This window comes from Brevibacterium daeguense (assembly GCF_021729135.1).
In the GTDB taxonomy this organism is placed as follows: domain Bacteria; phylum Actinomycetota; class Actinomycetes; order Actinomycetales; family Brevibacteriaceae; genus Brevibacterium; species Brevibacterium daeguense.
Map to the genome: position 1 here is coordinate 370,632 of NZ_JAJTWW010000001.1, position 19,489 is coordinate 390,120.

The 19,489-nt window shown below is 70.1% G+C and carries 16 protein-coding genes; 11 read left to right on the forward strand and 5 right to left on the reverse strand.

Annotated elements, in window-relative coordinates:
- Position 1: 1 nt before the first annotated feature.
- Together LXN01_RS01725 and LXN01_RS01730 are read left to right on the forward strand one after the other, a co-directional pair.
- Positions 2 to 511 carry an acyl-CoA thioesterase gene (locus LXN01_RS01725; RefSeq protein ID WP_236862809.1) on the forward strand — a complete coding sequence of 170 codons (510 nt, stop codon included), beginning with the start codon at positions 2 to 4 and terminating at the stop codon, positions 509 to 511.
- Positions 512 to 573: 62 nt separating this feature from the next.
- Positions 574 to 1,518: an NADP-dependent oxidoreductase gene (locus LXN01_RS01730; RefSeq protein ID WP_236862810.1), complete on the forward strand. Its 945-nt coding sequence runs from the start codon at positions 574 to 576 to the stop codon at positions 1,516 to 1,518.
- A 54-nt stretch (positions 1,519 to 1,572) separates the two neighbouring features.
- On the opposite strand, the gene LXN01_RS16285 is transcribed toward LXN01_RS01730, so the two are convergent.
- Positions 1,573 to 2,451 carry a DMT family transporter gene (locus LXN01_RS16285; protein ID WP_236862811.1) on the reverse strand — a complete coding sequence of 293 codons (879 nt, stop codon included), beginning with the start codon at positions 2,449 to 2,451 and terminating at the stop codon, positions 1,573 to 1,575.
- 21 nt (positions 2,452 to 2,472) lie between these two features.
- Positions 2,473 to 4,326 (reverse strand): glycosyltransferase family 2 protein, encoded by a 1,854-nt coding sequence (locus LXN01_RS01740; protein ID WP_236862812.1) that lies wholly within the window; start codon positions 4,324 to 4,326, stop codon positions 2,473 to 2,475.
- Positions 4,327 to 4,450: 124 nt separating this feature from the next.
- Here LXN01_RS01740 and LXN01_RS01745 point away from each other — a divergent pair, with 124 nt between their 5' ends.
- A complete protein-coding gene (locus LXN01_RS01745) occupies positions 4,451 to 5,389 on the forward strand; it encodes an SCO6745 family protein (RefSeq protein WP_236862813.1) in 939 nt (312 codons plus the stop codon).
- 111 nt (positions 5,390 to 5,500) lie between these two features.
- On the opposite strand, the gene orn is transcribed toward LXN01_RS01745, so the two are convergent.
- Complete coding sequence (orn, locus tag LXN01_RS01750; protein WP_336885214.1) at positions 5,501 to 6,088, reverse strand: oligoribonuclease; 588 nt, start codon at positions 6,086 to 6,088, stop codon at positions 5,501 to 5,503.
- 137 nt (positions 6,089 to 6,225) lie between these two features.
- On the opposite strand from orn, the gene LXN01_RS01755 reads away from it, so the two are divergent.
- From LXN01_RS01755 to LXN01_RS01765, 3 genes are all read left to right on the forward strand, one after another.
- Positions 6,226 to 7,860, forward strand: a complete 1,635-nt coding sequence (locus LXN01_RS01755) for a DUF8094 domain-containing protein (RefSeq protein WP_236862814.1) — start codon at positions 6,226 to 6,228, stop codon at positions 7,858 to 7,860.
- Positions 7,861 to 7,964: 104 nt separating this feature from the next.
- Complete coding sequence (locus tag LXN01_RS01760) at positions 7,965 to 8,939, forward strand: tetratricopeptide repeat protein (RefSeq protein ID WP_236862815.1); 975 nt, start codon at positions 7,965 to 7,967, stop codon at positions 8,937 to 8,939.
- Between the two features lie 7 nt (positions 8,940 to 8,946).
- The gene (locus tag LXN01_RS01765) at positions 8,947 to 10,614 is read left to right on the forward strand and encodes a DUF8094 domain-containing protein (protein WP_236862816.1); all 1,668 of its coding nucleotides are present in this window, start codon (positions 8,947 to 8,949) and stop codon (positions 10,612 to 10,614) included.
- Positions 10,615 to 10,633: 19 nt separating this feature from the next.
- On the opposite strand, the gene LXN01_RS01770 is transcribed toward LXN01_RS01765, so the two are convergent.
- A complete protein-coding gene (locus LXN01_RS01770) occupies positions 10,634 to 11,053 on the reverse strand; it encodes a hypothetical protein (RefSeq protein ID WP_236863127.1) in 420 nt (139 codons plus the stop codon).
- Between the two features lie 11 nt (positions 11,054 to 11,064).
- Positions 11,065 to 11,415 (reverse strand): hypothetical protein, encoded by a 351-nt coding sequence (locus LXN01_RS01775; protein ID WP_236862817.1) that lies wholly within the window; start codon positions 11,413 to 11,415, stop codon positions 11,065 to 11,067.
- A gap of 171 nt (positions 11,416 to 11,586) precedes the next feature.
- Here LXN01_RS01775 and LXN01_RS01780 point away from each other — a divergent pair, with 171 nt between their 5' ends.
- The 5 genes from LXN01_RS01780 to ligA all read left to right on the forward strand — a co-directional run bounded on the left by LXN01_RS01780 (position 11,587) and on the right by ligA (position 19,399).
- Entirely contained in the window at positions 11,587 to 12,786 is a 1,200-nt protein-coding gene (locus tag LXN01_RS01780) for a cysteine desulfurase family protein (protein WP_236862818.1), read from the forward strand.
- A complete protein-coding gene (gene mnmA, locus LXN01_RS01785) occupies positions 12,783 to 13,952 on the forward strand; it encodes a tRNA 2-thiouridine(34) synthase MnmA (protein WP_236862819.1) in 1,170 nt (389 codons plus the stop codon). The genes LXN01_RS01780 and mnmA overlap by 4 nt, the downstream gene beginning before the upstream one ends.
- Positions 13,953 to 14,064: 112 nt before the next feature.
- On the forward strand, positions 14,065 to 16,029 hold the full coding sequence (locus LXN01_RS01790; protein ID WP_236862820.1) for a prolyl oligopeptidase family serine peptidase: 1,965 nt from the start codon (positions 14,065 to 14,067) through the stop codon (positions 16,027 to 16,029).
- Positions 16,026 to 17,069: a uroporphyrinogen decarboxylase/cobalamine-independent methonine synthase family protein gene (locus LXN01_RS01795; RefSeq protein ID WP_236862821.1), complete on the forward strand. Its 1,044-nt coding sequence runs from the start codon at positions 16,026 to 16,028 to the stop codon at positions 17,067 to 17,069. Before LXN01_RS01790 ends, LXN01_RS01795 begins: the two co-directional genes overlap by 4 nt.
- Positions 17,066 to 19,399, forward strand: a complete 2,334-nt coding sequence (gene ligA, locus LXN01_RS01800; RefSeq protein ID WP_236862822.1) for an NAD-dependent DNA ligase LigA — start codon at positions 17,066 to 17,068, stop codon at positions 19,397 to 19,399. The genes LXN01_RS01795 and ligA overlap by 4 nt, the downstream gene beginning before the upstream one ends.
- Positions 19,400 to 19,489 lie beyond the last annotated feature (90 nt).

A 19,489-nucleotide genomic window follows, 5' to 3' on the forward strand; every position in this document is an offset into this window, starting at 1 on the left:
GATGCCGGAGGACCAGGAGGCGATGATGCCGGAGAACACAGTACAGGTGACCGACACGGTGCAGGTGACGGATGCGGTGAGCGCAGTGCCCGCACCGGCGAGCACGGTGCGGGTGCCGCTGCGCTGGCGGGACCTGGACGCGCAGGGACACGTCTACCACGGCACCTACCTCACCCTGCTCGACGAGGCGCGCTCGAAGTGGCTGCGTGGCGGGCTCGCGCTCGAAGGCGCTGACGCCCACGTCATCGTGCGGCTCGAGATCGACTACGTCTCCGAGCTCGTGCTCCACGAGCACGGGTTCGTCGACGTGGAATGCGCGGTCGACCGGATCGGTTCCAAGAGCATCACCACCGCGGAGACGATGCGCGACCCCGACGGCACCGTCGTCGCCCGTTCGAAGGCGGTGATCGTGCTGTGGGATCCCGAGGCGCGCGTCACCCGGGAGCCCACCGCCGCCGACCGGAGCAGGCTCGAGGCGGCAGCGCACCCTCTGCAGGAGGCCGGCGCCTGACGCTGCCGCGGAATCTTCGGCTGTCCGGGAATAGTCCCCAGCGAACGAGCGTTCGGACAGGTATGAAGATCATCGGAGTCACCGAATTCGGCGGGCCAGAGGCGCTCGCAGTCCACGAAGTCCCCACCCCCAGCGCAGGCCCTGGTGAGGTGCGCATCCGCGTGCACGCGGTCGCCATCAACCCGACGGACACGACGACCCGGGCCGGCTATGCCGATCTGTCCCACAAGGAGCCGCCGTACGTGCCGGGAATGGATGCCGCCGGTGTCGTCGACCAGGTCGGCGAGGGCAGCGCATTCAGCGTCGGCGACGAGGTCATGACCATGTCGGTTCCCGGCGGTGAGAACGGCGGCGCCTACGCCCAGTACCTCGTGGCCCCGGATGACGCGGTCACCTGGATCCCCTCCGGCGTGACGATCCAGCAGGCGGCGACGCTGCCCATGAACGGGCAGACGGCTCTGCAGGCGCTCGAGAAGCTCGAATTGGAGCCCGGCCGGACCCTGGCGGTCACCGGAGCGGCCGGGACCCTCGGCCAGTACTCCGTGAGGCTGGCCAAGAAGGCGGGGCTGACCGTGGTGGCCGATTCCGCCGACAAGGACCGGGAGCTGGTGGAATCCGCCGGACCGGATCATATCGTTCCACGAGGTGACGATGTCGCGAAGAGGATCCGGGAGATCTTCCCCGACGGGGTCGACGGCCTCATCGACGCGGCCGTGATGGACGAGAAGGCAGTGCCCGCGGTCCGGGACGGCGGCGGCTTCGTGTCCGTCCGCTTCTGGAAGGGCACCGGCGAACGGGGAATCAACTTCCGGCGCGCTGCAGTGGTCACCGAATATCACTCCCGCGCGAAGCTCGACTTCCTCAAGTCGGCCGTCGAGGACGGCACGCTCGAACTCACCGTCGCGGATGTGTACCCGCCGGAGAAGGCCGCCGAGGCGCACACCCGTTTCGAGCAGGGCGGAGTCCGCGGACGACTGGTCATCGACCTCTCGGCCTGGGAGGACTGACTCACCCGGCGAAAGCGAAGGTCGCCACGGCCGCCTGCACCGACACGACGTCGGTCAGGCGGCCGCCGGCGTTCTGGGACGACGTGAGGTGATGACCACACCGGTCACCACGAGGATCCCGCCCAGCACCTGCATCCAGGTGATCGGCACACCGATGAACAGGCCGATCACAGCCGTGAAGAACGGGATGAGATTGAGATAGATCCCGGCGCGCGCTGCTCCCACCCCGCGGACAGCCAGGTTCCACATCAGATAGGACAGGACGGAGGGGAACACCGCGATGAATGCGACGCCCAGCCAGGTCGCGCCGTCTGCGGGACCAGGTGCCTGCAGGAGCAGGGTGACGGGGATGAGGATGACGGATGCGAACAGCGCCTGCACCGCTGTGGCAGAGATCGGGGGAGAGTCCAGGAGCTTTCCGAGCACTGTGTAGGCGACCCAGACGGCGACCGCGCCGAGCATGAACACGGTGCCGATCCCGAAGTCGAGGGCGACCGCCCCGCCGTCGAACCGCAGCAGCACGATGACCGCGCCCAGCAGGGACAGGCCGAGCCCGAGGACCGCTGCGGGCCGCAGGCGCTCGCGAGCGACGATCACGGCGACCACGGCGATGAGCGCGGGGGAGAGGGAGTTGAGCAGCGAGGCAGAGACAGAGGTCGTGTTCGCAAGCGCCAGATAGGTCAGGAGGGCGTATCCGATGAGGCCGAGGACGCCCAGCAGGAGGAGCTTCGGCCATTCCGCGAACACCGCGCGCCACTGCGGCTTCTCGATGACTGCGGCGATGACAAACAGGGGCAGCGTCGCGAGCGCCCAGCGGATCATCGTCAGGTAGAGGGGGGAGACCGAGTCCGCGATCAGCCCTCCGACGACGAAATTCCCGGCCCAGAACGCATTGGCCAGGATGAGGAAGAGATAGTTCTTCGCCTCGTGCACCCTGACACCCTATCCCTCGGGTCAGTCGGGGGTCGGACGCCGCCGGGCGATCTCCTGCTCCGGCTGTCGCTGCGCTCCCGTCGCTGCTCGGGTCAGATGCGAGCCGTCGCCCGGCGCCACGATCGCCTCGACGGTGAGAGTGCGGGGCATCTGCAGGGTGCCGACGATGTCGGCCGAGCTCGCCGCCGCCGCCGCTGTCCGCTCCGCGGCCTCCCTCACCTCATTCGCCGGGGCCTTCGCGGTCACCTCGAACTTCTCGCGATATCGGCCCAGCAGCAGCCGGCTCTGGGAGTACAGCGCGGTGGTCGCGTTGAAGCCCAGGATCGTCACCGGGTAGAGCAGCCATTGGGCGAACATCATGACGGTTCGGCGGCGGGTGTAGTGGACCGGTCGCGGCGGCAGCAGATTCCAGAAGATCACGAGGGAGATCAGCAGGCTGATCATCGCGACCTGCTGGATCGCGCCGACGAGGAACGGCATCTGCCGCACCAGCGCGTCCGTTCCGCCCAGCTGGTGCATGATGAGGAACGGGGTCCAGCCGCCCACCGCGATGATGAGTGACACGGCGGCCAGTGTGACGTGTCCTTCGAGCAGGCTGAGGAAGTGGACCGTGCCCTTGAGCAGGGGGGATCTGCGATTCCTGCCGAACACGCCGGCCGCCACGAACGGGACGTCGGAGGCTCCGTAGGACCAGCGGCTCAGCTGCTTGAACTGCGCGATCATCGTCTCCCTGAGGCCGCCGGCGAGCACGGCGTCCTGGAAGATCGGCACGTGGATCGGCACCACCCGGTAGTCGCCGCGGAAGTGGAAGTACGACCGCCAGAACTGGTGTCCGTCCTCCACGATCGTCCGCTTCGACCAGAAGCCGATCTCGATCAGCGCATCGAGCGGCTGCGTGTGCGAGGCGAAGTTCCGCAGGGCGAACGGCCGCACTGTGCAGGTGAGGTTCCAGAAGCAGTTCGCCGAGGCGATCACCCGGGTGATCGCGGGCGCGTCCCAGATGTTGCTGAGGTACAGGCTGATCGGCTGGTAGGAGCGCCTCTTGCGGTCGCGGCACGCGATGAACTCGTAGGCGACGCAGTCGAAGTAGCTCTCATACGGCTTGTTGTCGCAGTCCAGCGTCGTGACGAGAACGTTCTCCGGATCCAGGCCGTGCGCTGCGGCGTACTCCGCGAGCCGGTGGCCCGCATAGGTGATGTTGGCGCCCTTGCCGGCCAGTTCCTCGGGCAGGTCCTGGGGGTGCTTGACCAGCTCGAAGGCGGCGAACCGGCTTCCGAACGTCTCCTTGAGCCGCTGGGCGGTCCGCTCCATCTCCTCTCCGCCGCGCTCCTCGTAGGCGAGGAAGATGAGGAGCTGCTCTCCGGGGGTGGAGGTGTAGCTCAGTCCGCGGATGGTGGGCGCGATGACGTCGTAGGGCTCGTTGTAGGCGGCGACGATCACCGCGTGCATCAGCTCAGAGGGGTGCGGGTAGCTCCGCGGATCTGCCTGGATCTCGGCAAGCAGCTCACGGTGGCGGTGCACCCGGAACGAATGGGCGGGAGCGGGCGGGACGCGTCTGCCGTCCAGCGTCAGGCCGATGTCCATCAGCCTGGCCGACCAGTCCACTCGGGAGGCGGCCTTGTATCGGCGGTAGCCGCGGGAGAGGTCGACCGAGCCGCGGATCGCCCGGTAGAACATGATCCCGACGACGGCGAGGACGTAGCCGGCGGCCAGGCGCGGGGAGAAGAGGGGGAGGACGAAGACCAGCAGGATCGCGGACCAGCTGATCAGGGCGGGAAGGACCTCGAAAGCGCGGTAGAGCGCACTGCGCCGACCGAGGGGGATCTCGTTGTCGGCGAGGGAGCTGGACTGTGCGCGACGGGGAACAAGGGGCATTGTCCGATTGTGGAACGACGACCGGAACATTGCAGTTGCCGGAGGGTTCCCTCCAGGTGAATGTTTCCCGCACTTCTCTCGTCGCCTGCTTGTGATCCGAATCACGAAGGATTACTGTGGGCGCATGCTGCAGGCCGATCGTCGCGAGCTCATCCGCCGCCTCTCCAAGTGGCTGGAGACCATTCACTCCGCGTCCTACTTCTCTCGGGCGGTCGCCGAATCGATCGGCAGCGTCGGAGTCAGCCACCCCTCGGCCATCTACCTCGCCGGCCGGGCGGCCCCGATGGGAGCCGTGCCCGCCTCGGTGGTGGCTGCGACCTTCTACAACTTCAATCCGGCCCATGTTCGGCGGTTCGTGCCCGAATGCTGGACAGCCGCCTCGCCGGCTGAGGTCACCCAGGCCCGCCTGGCGGGCGTGGAGGCCATGCTGGGCGGGCTGTTCGGTGCACACGGCAACGGCGGACACAGTGCCGAGCTGCCGGCGCTGGCCCGGCGGCTTGCGGATTCCCTGCGGCCCGTCCTCGCCGCGCAGCTGCCGGACGGCAGACCCCTGTTCGCCGCGCACCAGGAGCTGCTGGGCGCCGGCGTGGAAGTGCAGGATGCATCGCTGCAGCCGTTCATGGACATCTGGGTCGCGGGCACTCTGCTGCGGGAGTACCGGGGGGACGGTCACATCGGCGCGCTGCTGACCCATGATCTCTCCGGTGCCGAGGCCGTGGTGCTGCACTGCATCACCGGCACCAGCTTCCGACCGGGCGCCGCTCGCAAGAGCCGGGGATGGTCGGAGGAGGAGTGGGAGCTCACGATCGCGGGACTGCGGGACCGCGGCCTGGCGCTCGGGGCGGGGGAGAACGCCCACATCACCGAGCAGGGCGCGGCCCTCCGCGAGGAGATCGAACGTGACACGGATGCCTCGGTCGAGGCGTCGTGGAGCCCGGTGCAGGACGAGGCGCTCGTCGAGCTCGCCGGCTCCGCCAAGGACTTCGCGAAGATCGTGATCGAGGCCGAGGCGTTCCCGGCCAAGGTGTTCGCACCCGGAGCCGGGCGGACGCCTCGACGTTAGCGGGGCATGGCAGATCGGGCGGCTCGGGACCGGGCGGGCGCCTCGGGCGCAGGATGGCGGCGCGGAACCGGGCGCGCGATCCGGAGGCAGGACAGCGCTTGAGCGAGCGAGTCAGATGCGGGAGGCGATCTCCCGTGCCTCCTCGGAGGTCGGGCCCTCCGCTCGGAAGATGGCGGAGCGGTAGTACCTGAGCTCGTTGATCGAATCCTGGATGTCGCCGAGCGCCCGGTGGCCGCCGGTCTTCGCGGGTGCCTGGAAGTACGCCCGTGGGAACCAGCGCTTCGCGAGCTCCTTGATCGAGGACACATCGATGATCCGATAGTGCAGGTGATCGACCAGTGCAGGCATCTGCTTGGCGAGGAAGTTCTTGTCGGTGCCCACCGAATTGCCGGCCAGCGGGGCCTTGCCCGCCTCTGCGACGTGTCCGCGCACGTATTCGAGGACCATGTCCTGAGCCTGCTCGGCGCTCACACCGGCGGCGAGCTCGGGCAGCAGCCCCGAGGTCGTGTGCATCTGGGTGACGAACTCACCCATGTTCTCCAGCCCGCGCTCGGAGGGCCTGATGACGATGTCGATGCCCTCATCGATGAGCTCGAGATCGAAATCGGTGACCAGGCAGGCCACCTCGATGAGTTCGTCGGCGACCAGATCCAGGCCGGTCATCTCGCAGTCGATCCACACAATTCTGTCGTTAGCCACCGTGTCATCCTATGCGTCTCGCTCCTCCGGGCGGGCTGAGTGTCCCCTCAGCCGATTCTGTAACGGTTCGGCAACGCGTCCTCTAGAATGATGCGAGCCCCAATGACCGGGTCGGGGGAATCGACGAAGGGAAATGCGTGCGCTACGTTGTCGCAGGGCTGCTCATCACGCTCGGCGTGATCGTCGGAGCGGTCGGGATCCTGCAGAAGACGCTCTGGTCCCCGGACGATCGGATCACCGCGGCGGTGACGCTGGATGATCCCGGACCGCTGGTCGTCGTCGAACCCGGAGTCCTCAACCTCTACCAGACGCCCGCGACGCTGACCGTCACCGGCGAAGGCGAGCTGTCCATCTCCCAGGCCTCCAAGGAGAGCATCGACGCCTGGGTCGGTGAGACCTCGCACACCGTGATCACCGGGCTTGCAGATGAATCCACGCTCGCCGCTGAGAAGGTCGACGGCGAGCCCCGGGCGCCCAACCCGGCGGGCGGCGACCTGTTCGAGGGGCAGGTCAGCGGAGAGGTTGAAGTCACCCTCGACTGGGACTCCGAGCCGGCGCGTTCGACATTCCTCATCGCCTCCGACGGCGAGGCGCCGGCCGCCTCCACCGTCCGGATCAGCTGGCCCAACAGCGCGGGCACGCCGTGGGCGGTGCCGCTGATGATCGTCGGCGGCGTGCTGATCGTGCTGGGCGGGCTGCTGGGCTTCCGGGACTATCGGCGCGGCCGGCAGGACCGGCAGCGCAGGGAGGCGCGCCAGGCCCGCCGTCGCAAGCTCGCCGAAACCGGCGCCGCCTTCGCGATCGTGCCCGTTGTGGCACTCGCCGGCTGCGGAGGGCCCGATCTGCCCACTGCCCAGCCCTCGGACCCGCCGGAGTCCGCGCCGCCCGCAGTCACCGAATCCCAGCTCGAGCGCATCGTCGGAGAGATCAGCACGACTGTCGCCGCCGCCGACGCGGAGACCGACGCCGAGGCGCTCGAGGCCCGCGCGGCCGGCCCGTTCCTGTCCCAGCGGCAGGGCGCCTACGAGGTCAAGCGGGCGGATGAGGACTACACCCTGCCGCCTGCCGTCGCCGCTGAGAGCCTGCAGCTGAACTTCGCCTCGGCCACGGACCAGTGGCCGCGCGTGACCACCGCGGTGACCTCGGACTCGGAGGCGGGACAGACCCAGCTCCTGGTTCTCTCCCAGGAGGACCCGCGGGCCGCCTACCGGCTGTGGGACCAGACAGTGCTCATGCCCGGTGCCGAGATCCCCGAGGTCCCGGACGCCCGGCAGGGCGCACCGCTGCTGGCCCCTGACCAGGAGGGCCTGCTCAAGACGCCCCAGGACACGGTCAAGCAGTACGCGGACGTCCTCCAGCACGGAGCCGATTCCCGGTTCGCGGACTCCTTCACCGATGACCCGTTCCGCCAGCGGACCGCCGAAGCCCAGAAGCGCCAGCGGGACGCGCTGGCGGAGGGCAATGCCGAAGTCGAGTTCGCCTACTCCGCGGAGGGCAACGAGCTCGTCGCCCAGCAGACCGCTGACGGCGGTGCCGTCGTCACCGGCCTGATCAACGTGACGACGACCATCAGCCCCGAATCGGTGGACGGCCGCACTGGAAAGCTGTCGATCCCGCGCCCGCAGAGCCGGGTGGTGGACCAGAGCGAGACGAGCAAGAAGCTGGTGACGAGGAACCAGCAGGTCGTCAGCTTCACCGTGCCGCCCGGTTCGGAGGGGCAGGTCGCGCTCATCGGCGCCACCGACGTGATCACCGGGGCCGAGCTCGAATAGGAGCTGACCGCACCGGCCGCGCTTGAGCACCCGAGCCCCAGGACGCCGTCGGCAGCAGCACAGACATCCCAGTCAACCGACTCTTCGAACGAAAGGACCAGCTCGTGACAACTCCGCAGCAGTCGCAGAACTCCCAGGCCGATCAGGGCCTGGACCTGTCTGCCGTCCGCAGCCGCCCCCAGCGGGGGGAGCAGCCGCCGAACGGAGGACAGGGGACTCCCGCGCAGGCGCAGGCGCAGGCCGCCGGCGCCTCGCTGCCGCCCAACGCCGTCGAGGTGCCCGCCCTCGTCTTCGACGTCACCGAGGAGACCTTCAACGACGTCGTGGCGCTGTCGCGGGACGTGCCCGTCGTCATCGACCTGTGGGCCGACTGGTGCGGCCCCTGCAAGCAGCTCTCGCCCATCCTCGACAGGGTCGTGTCCGACCTCGGCGGTCGCCTGGTGCTCGCCAAGGTCGACGTCGACGCGAACCCGCGCATCCAGCAGATGTTCCAGGTGCAGTCGATCCCCACCGTGGTGGCCATCGTCCAGGGCCAGCCGGTGCCGCTGTTCCAGGGCGCGCAGCCCGAACCGCAGGTGCGGCAGGTCTTCGACCAGCTGCTGCAGGCTGCCGCCCAGGCAGGCATGGACAAGATCGCCGTCCCGGCCGGAACGACCCCGGCCGAGCAGCCGCCGAAGCACCCCGAGGCGCTCGCCGCGCTGGAGGCGGGCGACCTCGACACCGCCGCCGAGATCTACCGGAAGGCGCTCGCCGCAGCCCCCGCGGACGCGGACGCCAAGCTCGGGCTGGCCCGCGTGAGCCTGCTCGCCCGCACCCGGGACCTCGACCCGACGGCGGTCCGACAGGCAGCGGCCGACGATCCCGCGTCGGTGACCGCAGCACTCGACTGCGCGGACCTCGACGTGGCCGGCGGCCACGTCGAGGACGCGTTCAGCCGGCTGCTCACGGTCCTGACCACGAGCTCGGGCGACGACAGGGAGCAGATTCGCCTGCGCCTGCTCGAGCTGTTCGACGTCGTCGGCGCCGAGGACCCCCGGGTCGTCAAGGCGCGCGCTCGACTGATGCGGGCCCTGTTCTGAGCGTCGGATGATTCGACTGATACTGGGGGCGGTCTGCGCGATCGCGGGACTGACGGTCGCGGGACTGGCCGTCTCCGCGATCGCTGCGGTGGGCACCGACGAGGTCACGGGAACCGAGCCGTTCACCGTGCAGGACGGTGCCTACGCCGTCGTCCTCAACGAGCAGCTGGTGCCGTACGAGGGCGCCAGCGCCGCGATCACGGCGACGGGGGAGCAGGAGCTCTTCATCGGAACCGCCAGCGGCGTGGACACCGCCAGCTATCTCACCGGCATCGCCCACGAGGAGATCACCGAGGTCGACTTCGGCGCCCGCGCGCTCGCGCACCGGTTCGTGCCGGGAGAGCCCCAGCCGGCAGCGCCGGTGACGAACCGCGACTGGTTCCTCGACACCTCGGCGGGTACGACGGTGACCCACCGCTTCGATCTCGACGCCGAACCGAATGTCGTCCTCATCGCTCCGGTGGACCCGGAGGGGAACCTGGATGGGGTGACCGTGTCGATGTCCATGGATGTCCAGGGCGTACTGGCCTTCTCGCTGCTGGGCGCCGGGCTGGCGGTGCTGTTCCTCGGACTTGCCGCCTTCCTGCTGCTGCGCTGGTGGAGCAGCCGCCTGCGGCCGCCTCCGAAGGGACCGGCGGATTCTGCAGTGCGGCCGGGACGCCTGGCAGGCCTCCGGGCGGCGGTCGCGGACCGCCTCGGACGCCGGCGGCGGGTCGCGGCGACAGCAGGCGCCTCGGCCCTGGTGCTGGGGCTGAGCGGCTGCGCCGTCCTGCCCGTCGCACAGCCGGCAGCGCCCGAGCTCACACCCTACGAGCGCCCCCCGCTGCGCGCCGGCGAGGCCGGCGCATTCATGACGGAGTACACCGAACGGCTCGGCGAGACCCTGAGCGGTGACCAGAGCGCGCTCGATCAGATCCAGACGGGTCCGCTGCTCGAGCGGACCCGTGCTGAGATCCTCATCGCGGAGGCGGAGGAGGAGACCCTGGGTGCGGTGAGCTTCGCCGAGGTCACGGCGGGAGGGCCCATGTTCTCCGACTACCCGATGTGGTTCATCGCAGTCGGGGATCCGGGCGAGTCGGACACCGTGCAGGCGATGCTCGTGACCCGGGAATCAGCCGTGCAGGACTGGAAGGTCGGGCAGGCGCTGTTCGTGCCGCGGGACCAGGTGCCCACGCTGGTGGCCGACGCCGACGGCGGGGTGCCGATGGCACCGGACGAGCATCAGGACGTGGTCCAGGCGGTGAATGAGCAGCTGGTGCCCTACCTGGAGACCGGCGAGCTGCCGGAGAGCGATGTCGCCATCGCATACCCGACCGACACCTTCCGCAGCTTCCGCGAATACGTCGATCAGTTCTCCGAGGGGGACGACGCCTTCGACGACGTGACCGTATCCTGTGAGCCGTACTCCGACGTCGACCTGGCGGGCCTCGCGCTGCAGACCCAGACCGGATCCGTCTCCTTCGGCGAGACGCGCTGCGCGATCACCCTGAAGGTTCCCGGCGACTTCGCACTCGATATGGGAACCGCAGTCGAAGCGGTGATGACCAGCGACGGCGAGGGCAACGTCGTGCAGATCAACACCTCGCTGCCGCACATGCTGACGACCACGGACGACTCCAGCTCAGTGGTCGGCTCGGACTGGTTCCTGCTGTCGGCCCAGACCTCTCAGGAGTGACAGACGCTGCCGGAGCGCCTCACGACGCCTGCAGCTGCGAAGCAGACTCCTGAGTCCGGACGCGGCGGCCCACGCGGGCCAGCCAGAGCAGGCCGACGACCGGCAGGACCAGCGGGATGAAGCCGTAGCCGATCCCGAAGCCGGACCATACGCTGGGTGCCTGGAAGACCTCGGGGTGGGTGAAGCTCAGCGCCCCGACGACGAGCACCCCCATCAGCTCGATGATGCAGGACACGATCGCGATCCGGTGCGTCGTCCGGCTGCCGATGACCAGGCAGACGGTCGCCAGGATGTAGATGCCTGCGGCGAACGCGGACAGGCTGTAGGCCACCGGGGCCTCGTCGAACTCCCGGATCAGCTGATAGCCCGCTCGGGCCGAGGCCGACAACGCGAACACGCCGTACACGGCAGTCAGCGCACGCCCCGGCCCGGAGTGCATCGCCGAATAGGTCACAGCCAAATCTGGTCCATTCTCTCGATCATGACGAACACGGTGACGCCGGCGGCGGCGAGCACGGCCGGGCCCCAGCGGCTCAGCTCCGCGTAGGCCCAGAAGCCGGCGAGCGGCACCAGCACCAACGCGGTGAACAGGTAGCCGAAGAAGAGCAGCGGATCCGTGTCCCGGGACTGCCCCCACATCACGATCGAGACCACCAGCTGCACGAGGAGGAGCACCAGCAGCCCGGCAGTGGCGCCGAGCACGCCCTTGCCCGCCGGAGTGTTCCGGAAGGTCAGGACCAGGGCCCAGATCGTGAGGACCGCGCAGTAGACGTAGAAGACGATGGTGAGGGCAGTGAACACCCGCCAATTCTAGCCAGCGTCTCCGCACGGGGGCCTGTCCGCCCCCGGTTCGCCCGTGCGCGCGGCCTTGGCTCCGCCCCGGCGCCGCCCCGACGCAGCCCGATTCGCCGGCGGGCGCGGTCCTGCCTCCTCGCCTTGGACGCCCGCCGCAGGGGGCGTAGAATCGGGGCCGTGCGCGCCTACTTCGACCACGCCGCCACCTCACCGATGAACCCTGAAGTGCTGGCGGCCTATTCATCCGAGCTGCAGCGCGTGGGCAATCCGTCTTCGCTCCACGCGGAGGGCCAGGCTGCCCGGATGCGGATGGAGACCGCGCGGGAGGACCTTGCCCGGACCATCGGCGCGGCCACCCCCTCGGAGGTCGTGTTCACCTCCGGCGGCACCGAAGCCGACAACCTCGCCGTCAAGGGCCTGTGGTGGGCCCGCAACGCCGACCGGAGCCGCCCGCGGCTGCTGGTCTCCACGATCGAGCACAGCGCGGTCACCGACACCGCGGAATGGCTGCAGACCCAGGGCGCCGAGGTGGTGTGGGTGCCCGTCGATGCCGACGGCCGGCTGGACCTCGCCGCCTTCGGGGCAGCCCTCCGGGAGGATCCGGAGCGCACCGCACTCGCCTCGGTGATGTCCGCCAACAACGAGATCGGCACCTTGCAGCCGATTCCCGAGATCGTGGCGCTCGCCCACAGCGTCGGCGTGCCCGTCCACACCGACGCGGTGCAGGCGCTCGGCCAGGTGCCGCTCGACTTCGCCGCCCTCGGGGTCGACGCTATGAGCCTGTCGGCGCACAAGATCGGCGGACCGGTGGGCACCGGCGCACTGGTCATCAGCCGCGATCTCACACCGGTGCCGGTGCTGCACGGCGGCGGGCAGGAGCGCAAGATCCGCTCGGGCACTCTGGACGTGGCCGGCGCCGTCGCCTTCGCCCGGGCCGCCGAACTCGCATGCGCCGACCTGCCGGAGAAGGCCGCGGTGCGGGCCGCGCTGCGCGACCGGCTGATCGCGGGCATCGAGTCGTCCGTCCCGGATGCCGTGCTGTCCGGCCCGCGCGGCGCCGGCCGGCTGCCCGGGAACGTCCACTTCGTCTTCCCCGGCTGCGAGGGCGATGCCCTGCTGTTCGGCCTCGACGTGGCCGGCTTCGCCACCTCGGTCGGCTCCGCGTGCTCCGCCGGGGTCGCCCGCCCCTCCCATGTCCTCATCGCCTGCGGGCGGGACGAGGACACCGCCCGCTCGGTCCAGCGCTTCTCGCTCGGACCCACCACCACCGCAGCCGACGTCGACGCGCTCCTGGCCGCCCTGCCCGGCATCGTCGACCGGGCCCGCAGCGCCGGGATGGTCTCGTCGACGCCTGCGTGGATGAACGGAGACACATGAAGATCCTTGCCGCCATGTCCGGCGGAGTCGACTCCGCCGTAGCAGCCGCGCGCGCCGTGGACGCCGGCCACGAGGTCGTCGGCGTCCACCTCGCTCTCTCGCGGATGCCCGGCACCCTGCGCACGGGCTCCCGCGGCTGCTGCACCATCGAGGACTCGCGCGACGCGCACCGGGTCGCGGGCCTGCTCGGCATCCCCTTCTATGTCTGGGACTTCTCGGAGCGGTTCAAGGAGGATGTCGTCGACGACTTCATCGCCGAGTACTCCCAGGGACGGACCCCCAACCCGTGCATGCGGTGCAATGAGCGGATCAAGTTCGCCGCCCTGCTCGACCGCGCGCTCGCCCTCGGGTTCGATGCCGTGGCCACCGGCCACTACGCGGAGATCCGACACGACCCCGCCGGCAGCCCGGAGCTGCACCGCGGAGTCGACATGAACAAGGACCAGTCCTATGTGCTCGGCGTGCTCACCGCCGAGCAGCTCGCGCACTGCTATTTCCCGATCGGCGCCTCGGCGTCCAAGGCCGACGTCCGGGCCGAGGCCGAGCACCGAGGGTTCCCCGTGGCGAACAAGCCGGACTCCTACGACATCTGCTTCATCCCCGACGGGGACACCAAGGCCTGGCTGGCCGACAAGATCCCGATGCGCCCGGGTCTGATCAAGGACACCGACGGCCAGGTGCTCGGCGAGCACGAGGGCGCGATGACGTACACGATCGGCCAGCGCAAGGGCCTGCGGATCGAACGACCGGCCGTCGATGGCCGACCGCGCTACGTCGTCGACGTCGACGCCCGGGACAACACCGTCACGGTCGGTCCGCGGCGGGCGCTGTCGGTGGACACCCTCGAGGGGATCCGGACGTCCTGGTGCGGCGCCCCGCCGTCCGACGTCGGGCACGACGAGGCCGAGGCGATCGACTGCGAGGTGCAGATCCGCGCCCATGCGGATCCGGTGCCGGCCCGCATGTGGCTGGGGGAGCACATCGCCGAGGCGCCCGCCAGCGAGTACAGCGTGCCCCGCGCGCGGCCGGCCGGCCGGCTCATGCACGTCGCCGTGCAGGAGCCGCTGTCCGGTGTGGCTCCGGGGCAGACGATGGTGATCTACCGGGGCACCCGGGTCCTCGGCCAGGCGACGATCGACAGGGCGAGCAGCCGCACGGCCGCCTGAGCCGAGCCGGCCCGCAGCGCGTTCCTGCCCCTCGCCGGGTCGAGCCGAGGGGTGAGGATCCGCTGCGCGCGGTGCCGGGCGGCACGTCCGTGATCATGGATACTGTTGTTCCATGACAGTTGCTCCCTACGGCTCGTGGGAATCACCCCTGACCGCCGCGCACGTCGCGGCCGGTTCCGAACCCGTCTACAGCGCACGGTTCGTCGGTGGGGCGATCTGGTACTCGGCGCGGATCAACGACGAGGGCGGTCGCACCGGGATCTTCGTCAACCGCAATGGCCTGCTCGGGGAGTCCGAGCAGGTGCTGCCCGCGGGTTTCAACGCCCGCAGCCGGGTGCACGAATACGGCGGGGGAGCATGGGCGGTCGACCCGGACAGCGGCTCGCTGGTGTTCGTCAACGCTGCCGACCAGCGCCTCTACGCCTGCGATCCGTCCACGCCGGCAGTCGCGCCCCGACCGCTGACGCCGCACACCGACTCGCGGGTGCGCTACGGCGACCTGGTGCACACCGGCGGCAGGCTGCTGGCGATCAGAGAGCAGCACGGGCAGGACGGGACGATCAGCAGAGCCGTCGTCGCGATCGACGGCTCCGAGATCTCGGTCCTGTCCGACGGACCGCGCTTCCTGGCCTGGCCCCGCATCTCGCCACGCGGCGATCACCTGAGCTACATCGGCTGGGAGCACCCCCATATGCCCTGGGACGAAACCCGGGTGTACATCCAGGGTCTTGCCGACGGCAGACCCGCAGGACCGCCCGCAGCGATCTTCGGCAGGCCGGGCGAATCGGTGCTGCAGCCGGAGTGGCTCTCCACGACGGCGCTGGCCGTCACCGCGGACCGTTCCGGCAGCTGGCAGCCGTACCGCCTCGACGTTCCGGCATTCCTCGCCCGCGAACGGGGCGAGGTCGGCACGCGCCCCGCCGAGGAGGTGCCGCTCGGCGCCATCCCCGGTGAGATCGGCGGACCCCTGTGGACACTGGGATCCCGCTGGCAGCTGCCCGTGCAGAACGGCAACCGGCTGCTGGCCGAGTCCCGGCAGGGCACCTCGGCGCTGATCTGGGCCGACACCCGGACAGGCGAGCACCGCCGGCTCGACTGCGAGCTGACGAGTTTCGAGATCCAGGACTTCCGGGACGGGACGGTCCTGCTGATCGGCGGCAGCGCCCACCGGGTGCACGGGCTCTACGCCTTCGACGTCGCCTCCGGGCGGCTGCAGCCGGTGGCGCTGGCGAACGAGAAGCTCGAGCACGCCGCCTTCTACCCGACAGCGGAGGAACGCGACTTCGACGGTGTGCCCGCAATCGTCTACCCGCCGCGCAATCCGAACTTCGCCGCCCCGGCGGGCGAGCGGCCGCCCTATGTCGCCTTCGTGCACGGCGGCCCCACCGGCCAGTCGGTGCCGATGGTCTCGGCGCACCACGCGTTCTTCACCTCGCGCGGGATCGGCGTCATCGACGTCAACTACGGCGGTTCGACCGGCTACGGGCGGGCGTACCGGGACCGTCTCAAGGGGCAGTGGGGAATCGTCGACGTCGAGGACACCGTGGCCGCTCTCGCCGGGCTCGTGGCAGAAGGATCCGCGGACGAGGACCGGCTGGCGATCAGCGGGGGGTCGGCCGGGGGCTGGACCGTGCTGCGCGCGCTCACGACCACGGACCGATTCGCCTGCGGCACCAGCTACTACGGAGTCGCGGAGCTGACGAACTTCGTCACCGAGACGCACGACTTCGAATCGCGCTACATCGAATCCCTCGTCGGGCCATGGCCGGAGGCGGCTGCGCTCTACGAGGAGCGTGCACCGCTGAATCACCTGGACCGCCTCAGGGTCCCGGTGGCGATCTTCCAGGGCGAGATCGACCCGATCGTGCCGAAGAGCCAGGCCGAGCGACTCATCAGCGCACTGGAGGAGCAGAACCTGCCCTATGTGGCGAAGTTCTACCCGGGCGAATCCCACGGCTTCGTCCGGGTCGAGAGCATCATCGACTCGCTGGAGGCCGAGCTCGGCTTCTACGGCCGGATCATGCGATTCCGCACTCCCGGCATTCCACCGGTCGTGCTGCGGGGGCGCGGACGATGACCCGCTTCTCGACCACCGGGGTCTGGCCCGGCGACGAGCCGCGCCGTGCCGCCTCGTCGGCATTCACCCACCTGGCCGAGGGACTGCCCTCGATCCCACTCGTTGCCGTGCCCGCGCAGGGCGGGACGCGCTGGGCCGTCGACAGCATCGGCCCGGCGGTGAGCCTGCTCGACCAGCTGCCGGCCGATCTGGGGCCGTTCGGCTGGCGGCTGAGCCGCGGCGCGGGACGGGACGTGCGCGTGGAGCGCTCCCGGTTCGGCCGGACTCTCGATGCGGTCGCCGAATACGGCGAGGGCTTCGCGGGGGCGGCGCTGCTCTCCCTGCCCGGCCCCTGGACGCTGGCGCGGGCGCTCAGTCTGCCGGACAGCAACCGGGCGCTGTCCGACCCCGGTGCCGTCCGCGACATCATCCAGGCGTACGCCGCCGGAGTCCAGGCACTCCGGGAGCGCTGCGAGCGGCTGCTCGGAACGCGGCCGCGGATCAGGCTGTGGGAGCCGGTGCTCGACCAGATCCTGACCGGCTCGGTTCCCACGGTGTCCGGATTCCGCACGCTGCCGGCGCTGCCCGAGCGGACGGTCCTCGACGCCCTGCGCTCCTTCCTCGTCCGCTCCGGCGAGGGCACCCTCGTCACCGTGCCGCAGTTGGCAGCGGTGAGGCTGGCCGGGAAGGAGGTGGCGCATCGGGAGCAGCTGCGGGAAGCCGGAGTCGCCGCCGTCTGCGTTCCATTCGCCGGCCTGGATCTCCAGGGCTGGGAGGAGCTGGCGCAGGCACAGGAGGCCGGCACCGAGGTGTGGGTTCGGCTCCCGGCATCCGCGGGCGAGCATCCGGGGGACGTGAAAGCGTGGCTCGCGGCACTCACCGAGCCCTGGAAGCGCATCGGCATGGACGTGGGCTCGCTGGCCGAGTTCGGCATCCTCACCGGATGGGAGCTGCCGCTGGACCTGCCGCCCCTCCTGCCGGAGACTGCTGCCCCCACGGCCGCGGAGGGCGGCGCTATGCTGGCATCCCGGATCTCCCAGGCGCTCAAGGAGCTCGCATGACCACGGACGCATCGGACCTCGAGCCGGCGAACATCGACGGTGAAGCCCCCGGCGCGACAGCTGTCGAGGCCGAGGCCGTCGGCGCCGATGCAGTCGAGGCGGAGGCCGTCGGCACCGATGCCCCTGACGCCGGCAGCATCGACCTCACGGATCCGGCGCAGCGGGCGCACTACGCCCAGCGGCTGGCGGAGCTCATCGAAACGCACCGCGAGGCCTACTACCAGCATGACGCGCCGACGGTGTCGGATGCCGAGTACGACGAGCTCGTGAAGCGCCTGCAGGACCTCGAGCGCCAGTACCCGGAACTCGTGAGCGACCGTTCGCCCACCCAGACGGTGGGCGGGGCCGTCGACACCTCGACCTTCGCCGAGGTGCGCCACCTCGCCCGGATGTACAGCCTCGACAACGTGTTCTCCATCGAGGAGCTGGGGGCCTGGTTCACCCGAGTTGAGAAGGCGGTGCCGGTCGACACCCGGTATCTGTGCGAGCTCAAGATCGACGGGCTGGCCGTGAACCTCCTGTACGAGAATGGCGAGCTGGTGCGCGCCGCCACTCGCGGGGACGGGCGCACCGGAGAGGACATCACCGCCAACGTCCGGACGCTCTCCGACGTCCCGGCGCGGCTCACCACCGAGCACCCGCCCGCCCAGGTCGAGGTCCGCGGCGAGGTGTTCTTCCCCGTCGAGCAGTTCGCCGAACTCAACGCCGCGCTCGTCGAGGAGGGGAAGTCGCCGTTCGCCAACCCGCGCAATGCGGCCGCCGGCTCGCTGCGGCAGAAGGACGCCGCGGTCACCGCGCGCCGGCCGCTGCGGATGCTCGTCCACGGCATCGCCGCGTGGACACCCGCCGACGCCGAGCACACCGAGCCCGCCGCGCAGTCCGAGGTCTACGAGCAGCTGCGCACCTGGGGCCTGCCGATCAGCGACTACTTCCGCGTCTTCGACGACCGGCAGGAGATCGAGGCATTCATCGCTCACTACGGGGACCACCGGGACTCGGTGCTCCACGAGATCGACGGCGTCGTCCTCAAGGTCGACGACCTCGCCACCCAGGAGGAGCTCGGCTACACCTCCCGGGCACCGCGCTGGGCCATCGCGTACAAGTACCCGCCGGAGGAGGTCACGACCACGCTGCTCGACATCCAGGTGCAGGTGGGCCGGACCGGCCGCGTCACTCCATTCGCCATCATGAAGCCCGTCAAGGTCGCCGGCTCCACCGTCGAGAAGGCGACCCTGCACAATGCGCACGAGGTCAAGCGCAAGGGTGTGCTGATCGGCGACACGGTCACCATCCGCAAGGCCGGCGACGTGATCCCCGAGGTGCTCGGCCCACTGGCTGCCGCCCGGACCGGGGACGAGCGCGAGTTCGTGATGCCCACGGAGTGCCCGTCCTGCGGGACGGCGCTGCGGGAGGAGAAGGAGGGTGACAAGGACCTCCGCTGCCCCAATTCGCGATCCTGCCCCGCGCAGCTGGCCAACCGCCTCTTCTACCTGGCATCCCGAGCGGCGCTCGACATCGAAGCGCTGGGGGAGGAGGCGGCGCTTGCCCTGACCCAGCCCGTCGAACCGAAAGTGCCGCCGCTGACCAACGAGGCCGGACTGTTCGAGCTGACGGCAGACGACCTCGCCGACGTCGTCGTCGAGCGGGAGAAGCGGGTCAAGGGGGAGCCGACCGGTGAGATCGAGCGGGTCCACTACTTCTACACCAAGCAGGAGCTGTACTCGACCGGAGAGCGCAGGGGGCAGGTCAAGACGCCGTCCAAACCGCGCGCGAACACGCTGACCATGCTGGGGGAGATCGAGGGGGCCAAGGACCGTCCGCTGTGGAGAGTCCTCGTCGCGCTGTCGATCCGGCACGTCGGCCCGACAGCCGCCCGGGCGCTCGCCGACCACTTCCGGTCCCTGGATGCCATCCGCAGCGCCTCCGTCGAGGAGCTCGCCGAGGTGGAGGGAGTGGGGACGATCATCGCCGAGAGCGTGGTGGAGTGGTTCGGTGTCGACTGGCACGCGGAGATCGTCGACCGCTGGCAGGCGGCGGGAGTCCGGATGGCCGACGCGCCGCGGGAGGAATCCGACGTGCCGCAGACTCTGGCGGGCCTGACGATCGTGGCCACCGGCAGCCTGGAGGGCTACACCCGGGACGGGATCAAGGAGGCGATCACCGCGGCCGGCGGGAAGGCCGCGAGCTCGGTGTCGAAGAAGACCGACTACGTGGTGGCCGGGGAGAACGCGGGGTCGAAGCTCACGAAGGCCGAGGAGCTCGGCGTGCCGGTGCTCGACGAAGCGGCATTCACCGCACTGCTGCGACAGGGGCCGGAGGCCGATTCCTGATCCCGTCCGCGAACGGCGCAGAACCGGGATCGAGCTGTGCGGAGCCGGCTCAACCCTGTGCCGCGCAGGGCTCCACCCTGCGCGGCACGG

What these genes read in the sequence shown, in the direction of transcription:
- LXN01_RS01725 (WP_236862809.1), top strand. Translation starts at nt 2, where the DNA reads ATGCCGGAGGACCAGGAGGCGATGATGCCGGAGAACACAGTACAGGTG.
- LXN01_RS01730 (WP_236862810.1), top strand. Translation starts at nt 574, where the DNA reads ATGAAGATCATCGGAGTCACCGAATTCGGCGGGCCAGAGGCGCTCGCA.
- LXN01_RS01740 (WP_236862812.1), bottom strand. Translation starts at nt 4,326, where the DNA reads ATGCCCCTTGTTCCCCGTCGCGCACAGTCCAGCTCCCTCGCCGACAAC.
- LXN01_RS01745 (WP_236862813.1), top strand. Translation starts at nt 4,451, where the DNA reads ATGCTGCAGGCCGATCGTCGCGAGCTCATCCGCCGCCTCTCCAAGTGG.
- LXN01_RS01765 (WP_236862816.1), top strand. Translation starts at nt 8,947, where the DNA reads ATGATTCGACTGATACTGGGGGCGGTCTGCGCGATCGCGGGACTGACG.
- LXN01_RS01770 (WP_236863127.1), bottom strand. Translation starts at nt 11,053, where the DNA reads ATGCACTCCGGGCCGGGGCGTGCGCTGACTGCCGTGTACGGCGTGTTC.
- mnmA (WP_236862819.1), top strand. Translation starts at nt 12,783, where the DNA reads ATGAAGATCCTTGCCGCCATGTCCGGCGGAGTCGACTCCGCCGTAGCA.
- LXN01_RS01790 (WP_236862820.1), top strand. Translation starts at nt 14,065, where the DNA reads ATGACAGTTGCTCCCTACGGCTCGTGGGAATCACCCCTGACCGCCGCG.
- LXN01_RS01795 (WP_236862821.1), top strand. Translation starts at nt 16,026, where the DNA reads ATGACCCGCTTCTCGACCACCGGGGTCTGGCCCGGCGACGAGCCGCGC.
- ligA (WP_236862822.1), top strand. Translation starts at nt 17,066, where the DNA reads ATGACCACGGACGCATCGGACCTCGAGCCGGCGAACATCGACGGTGAA.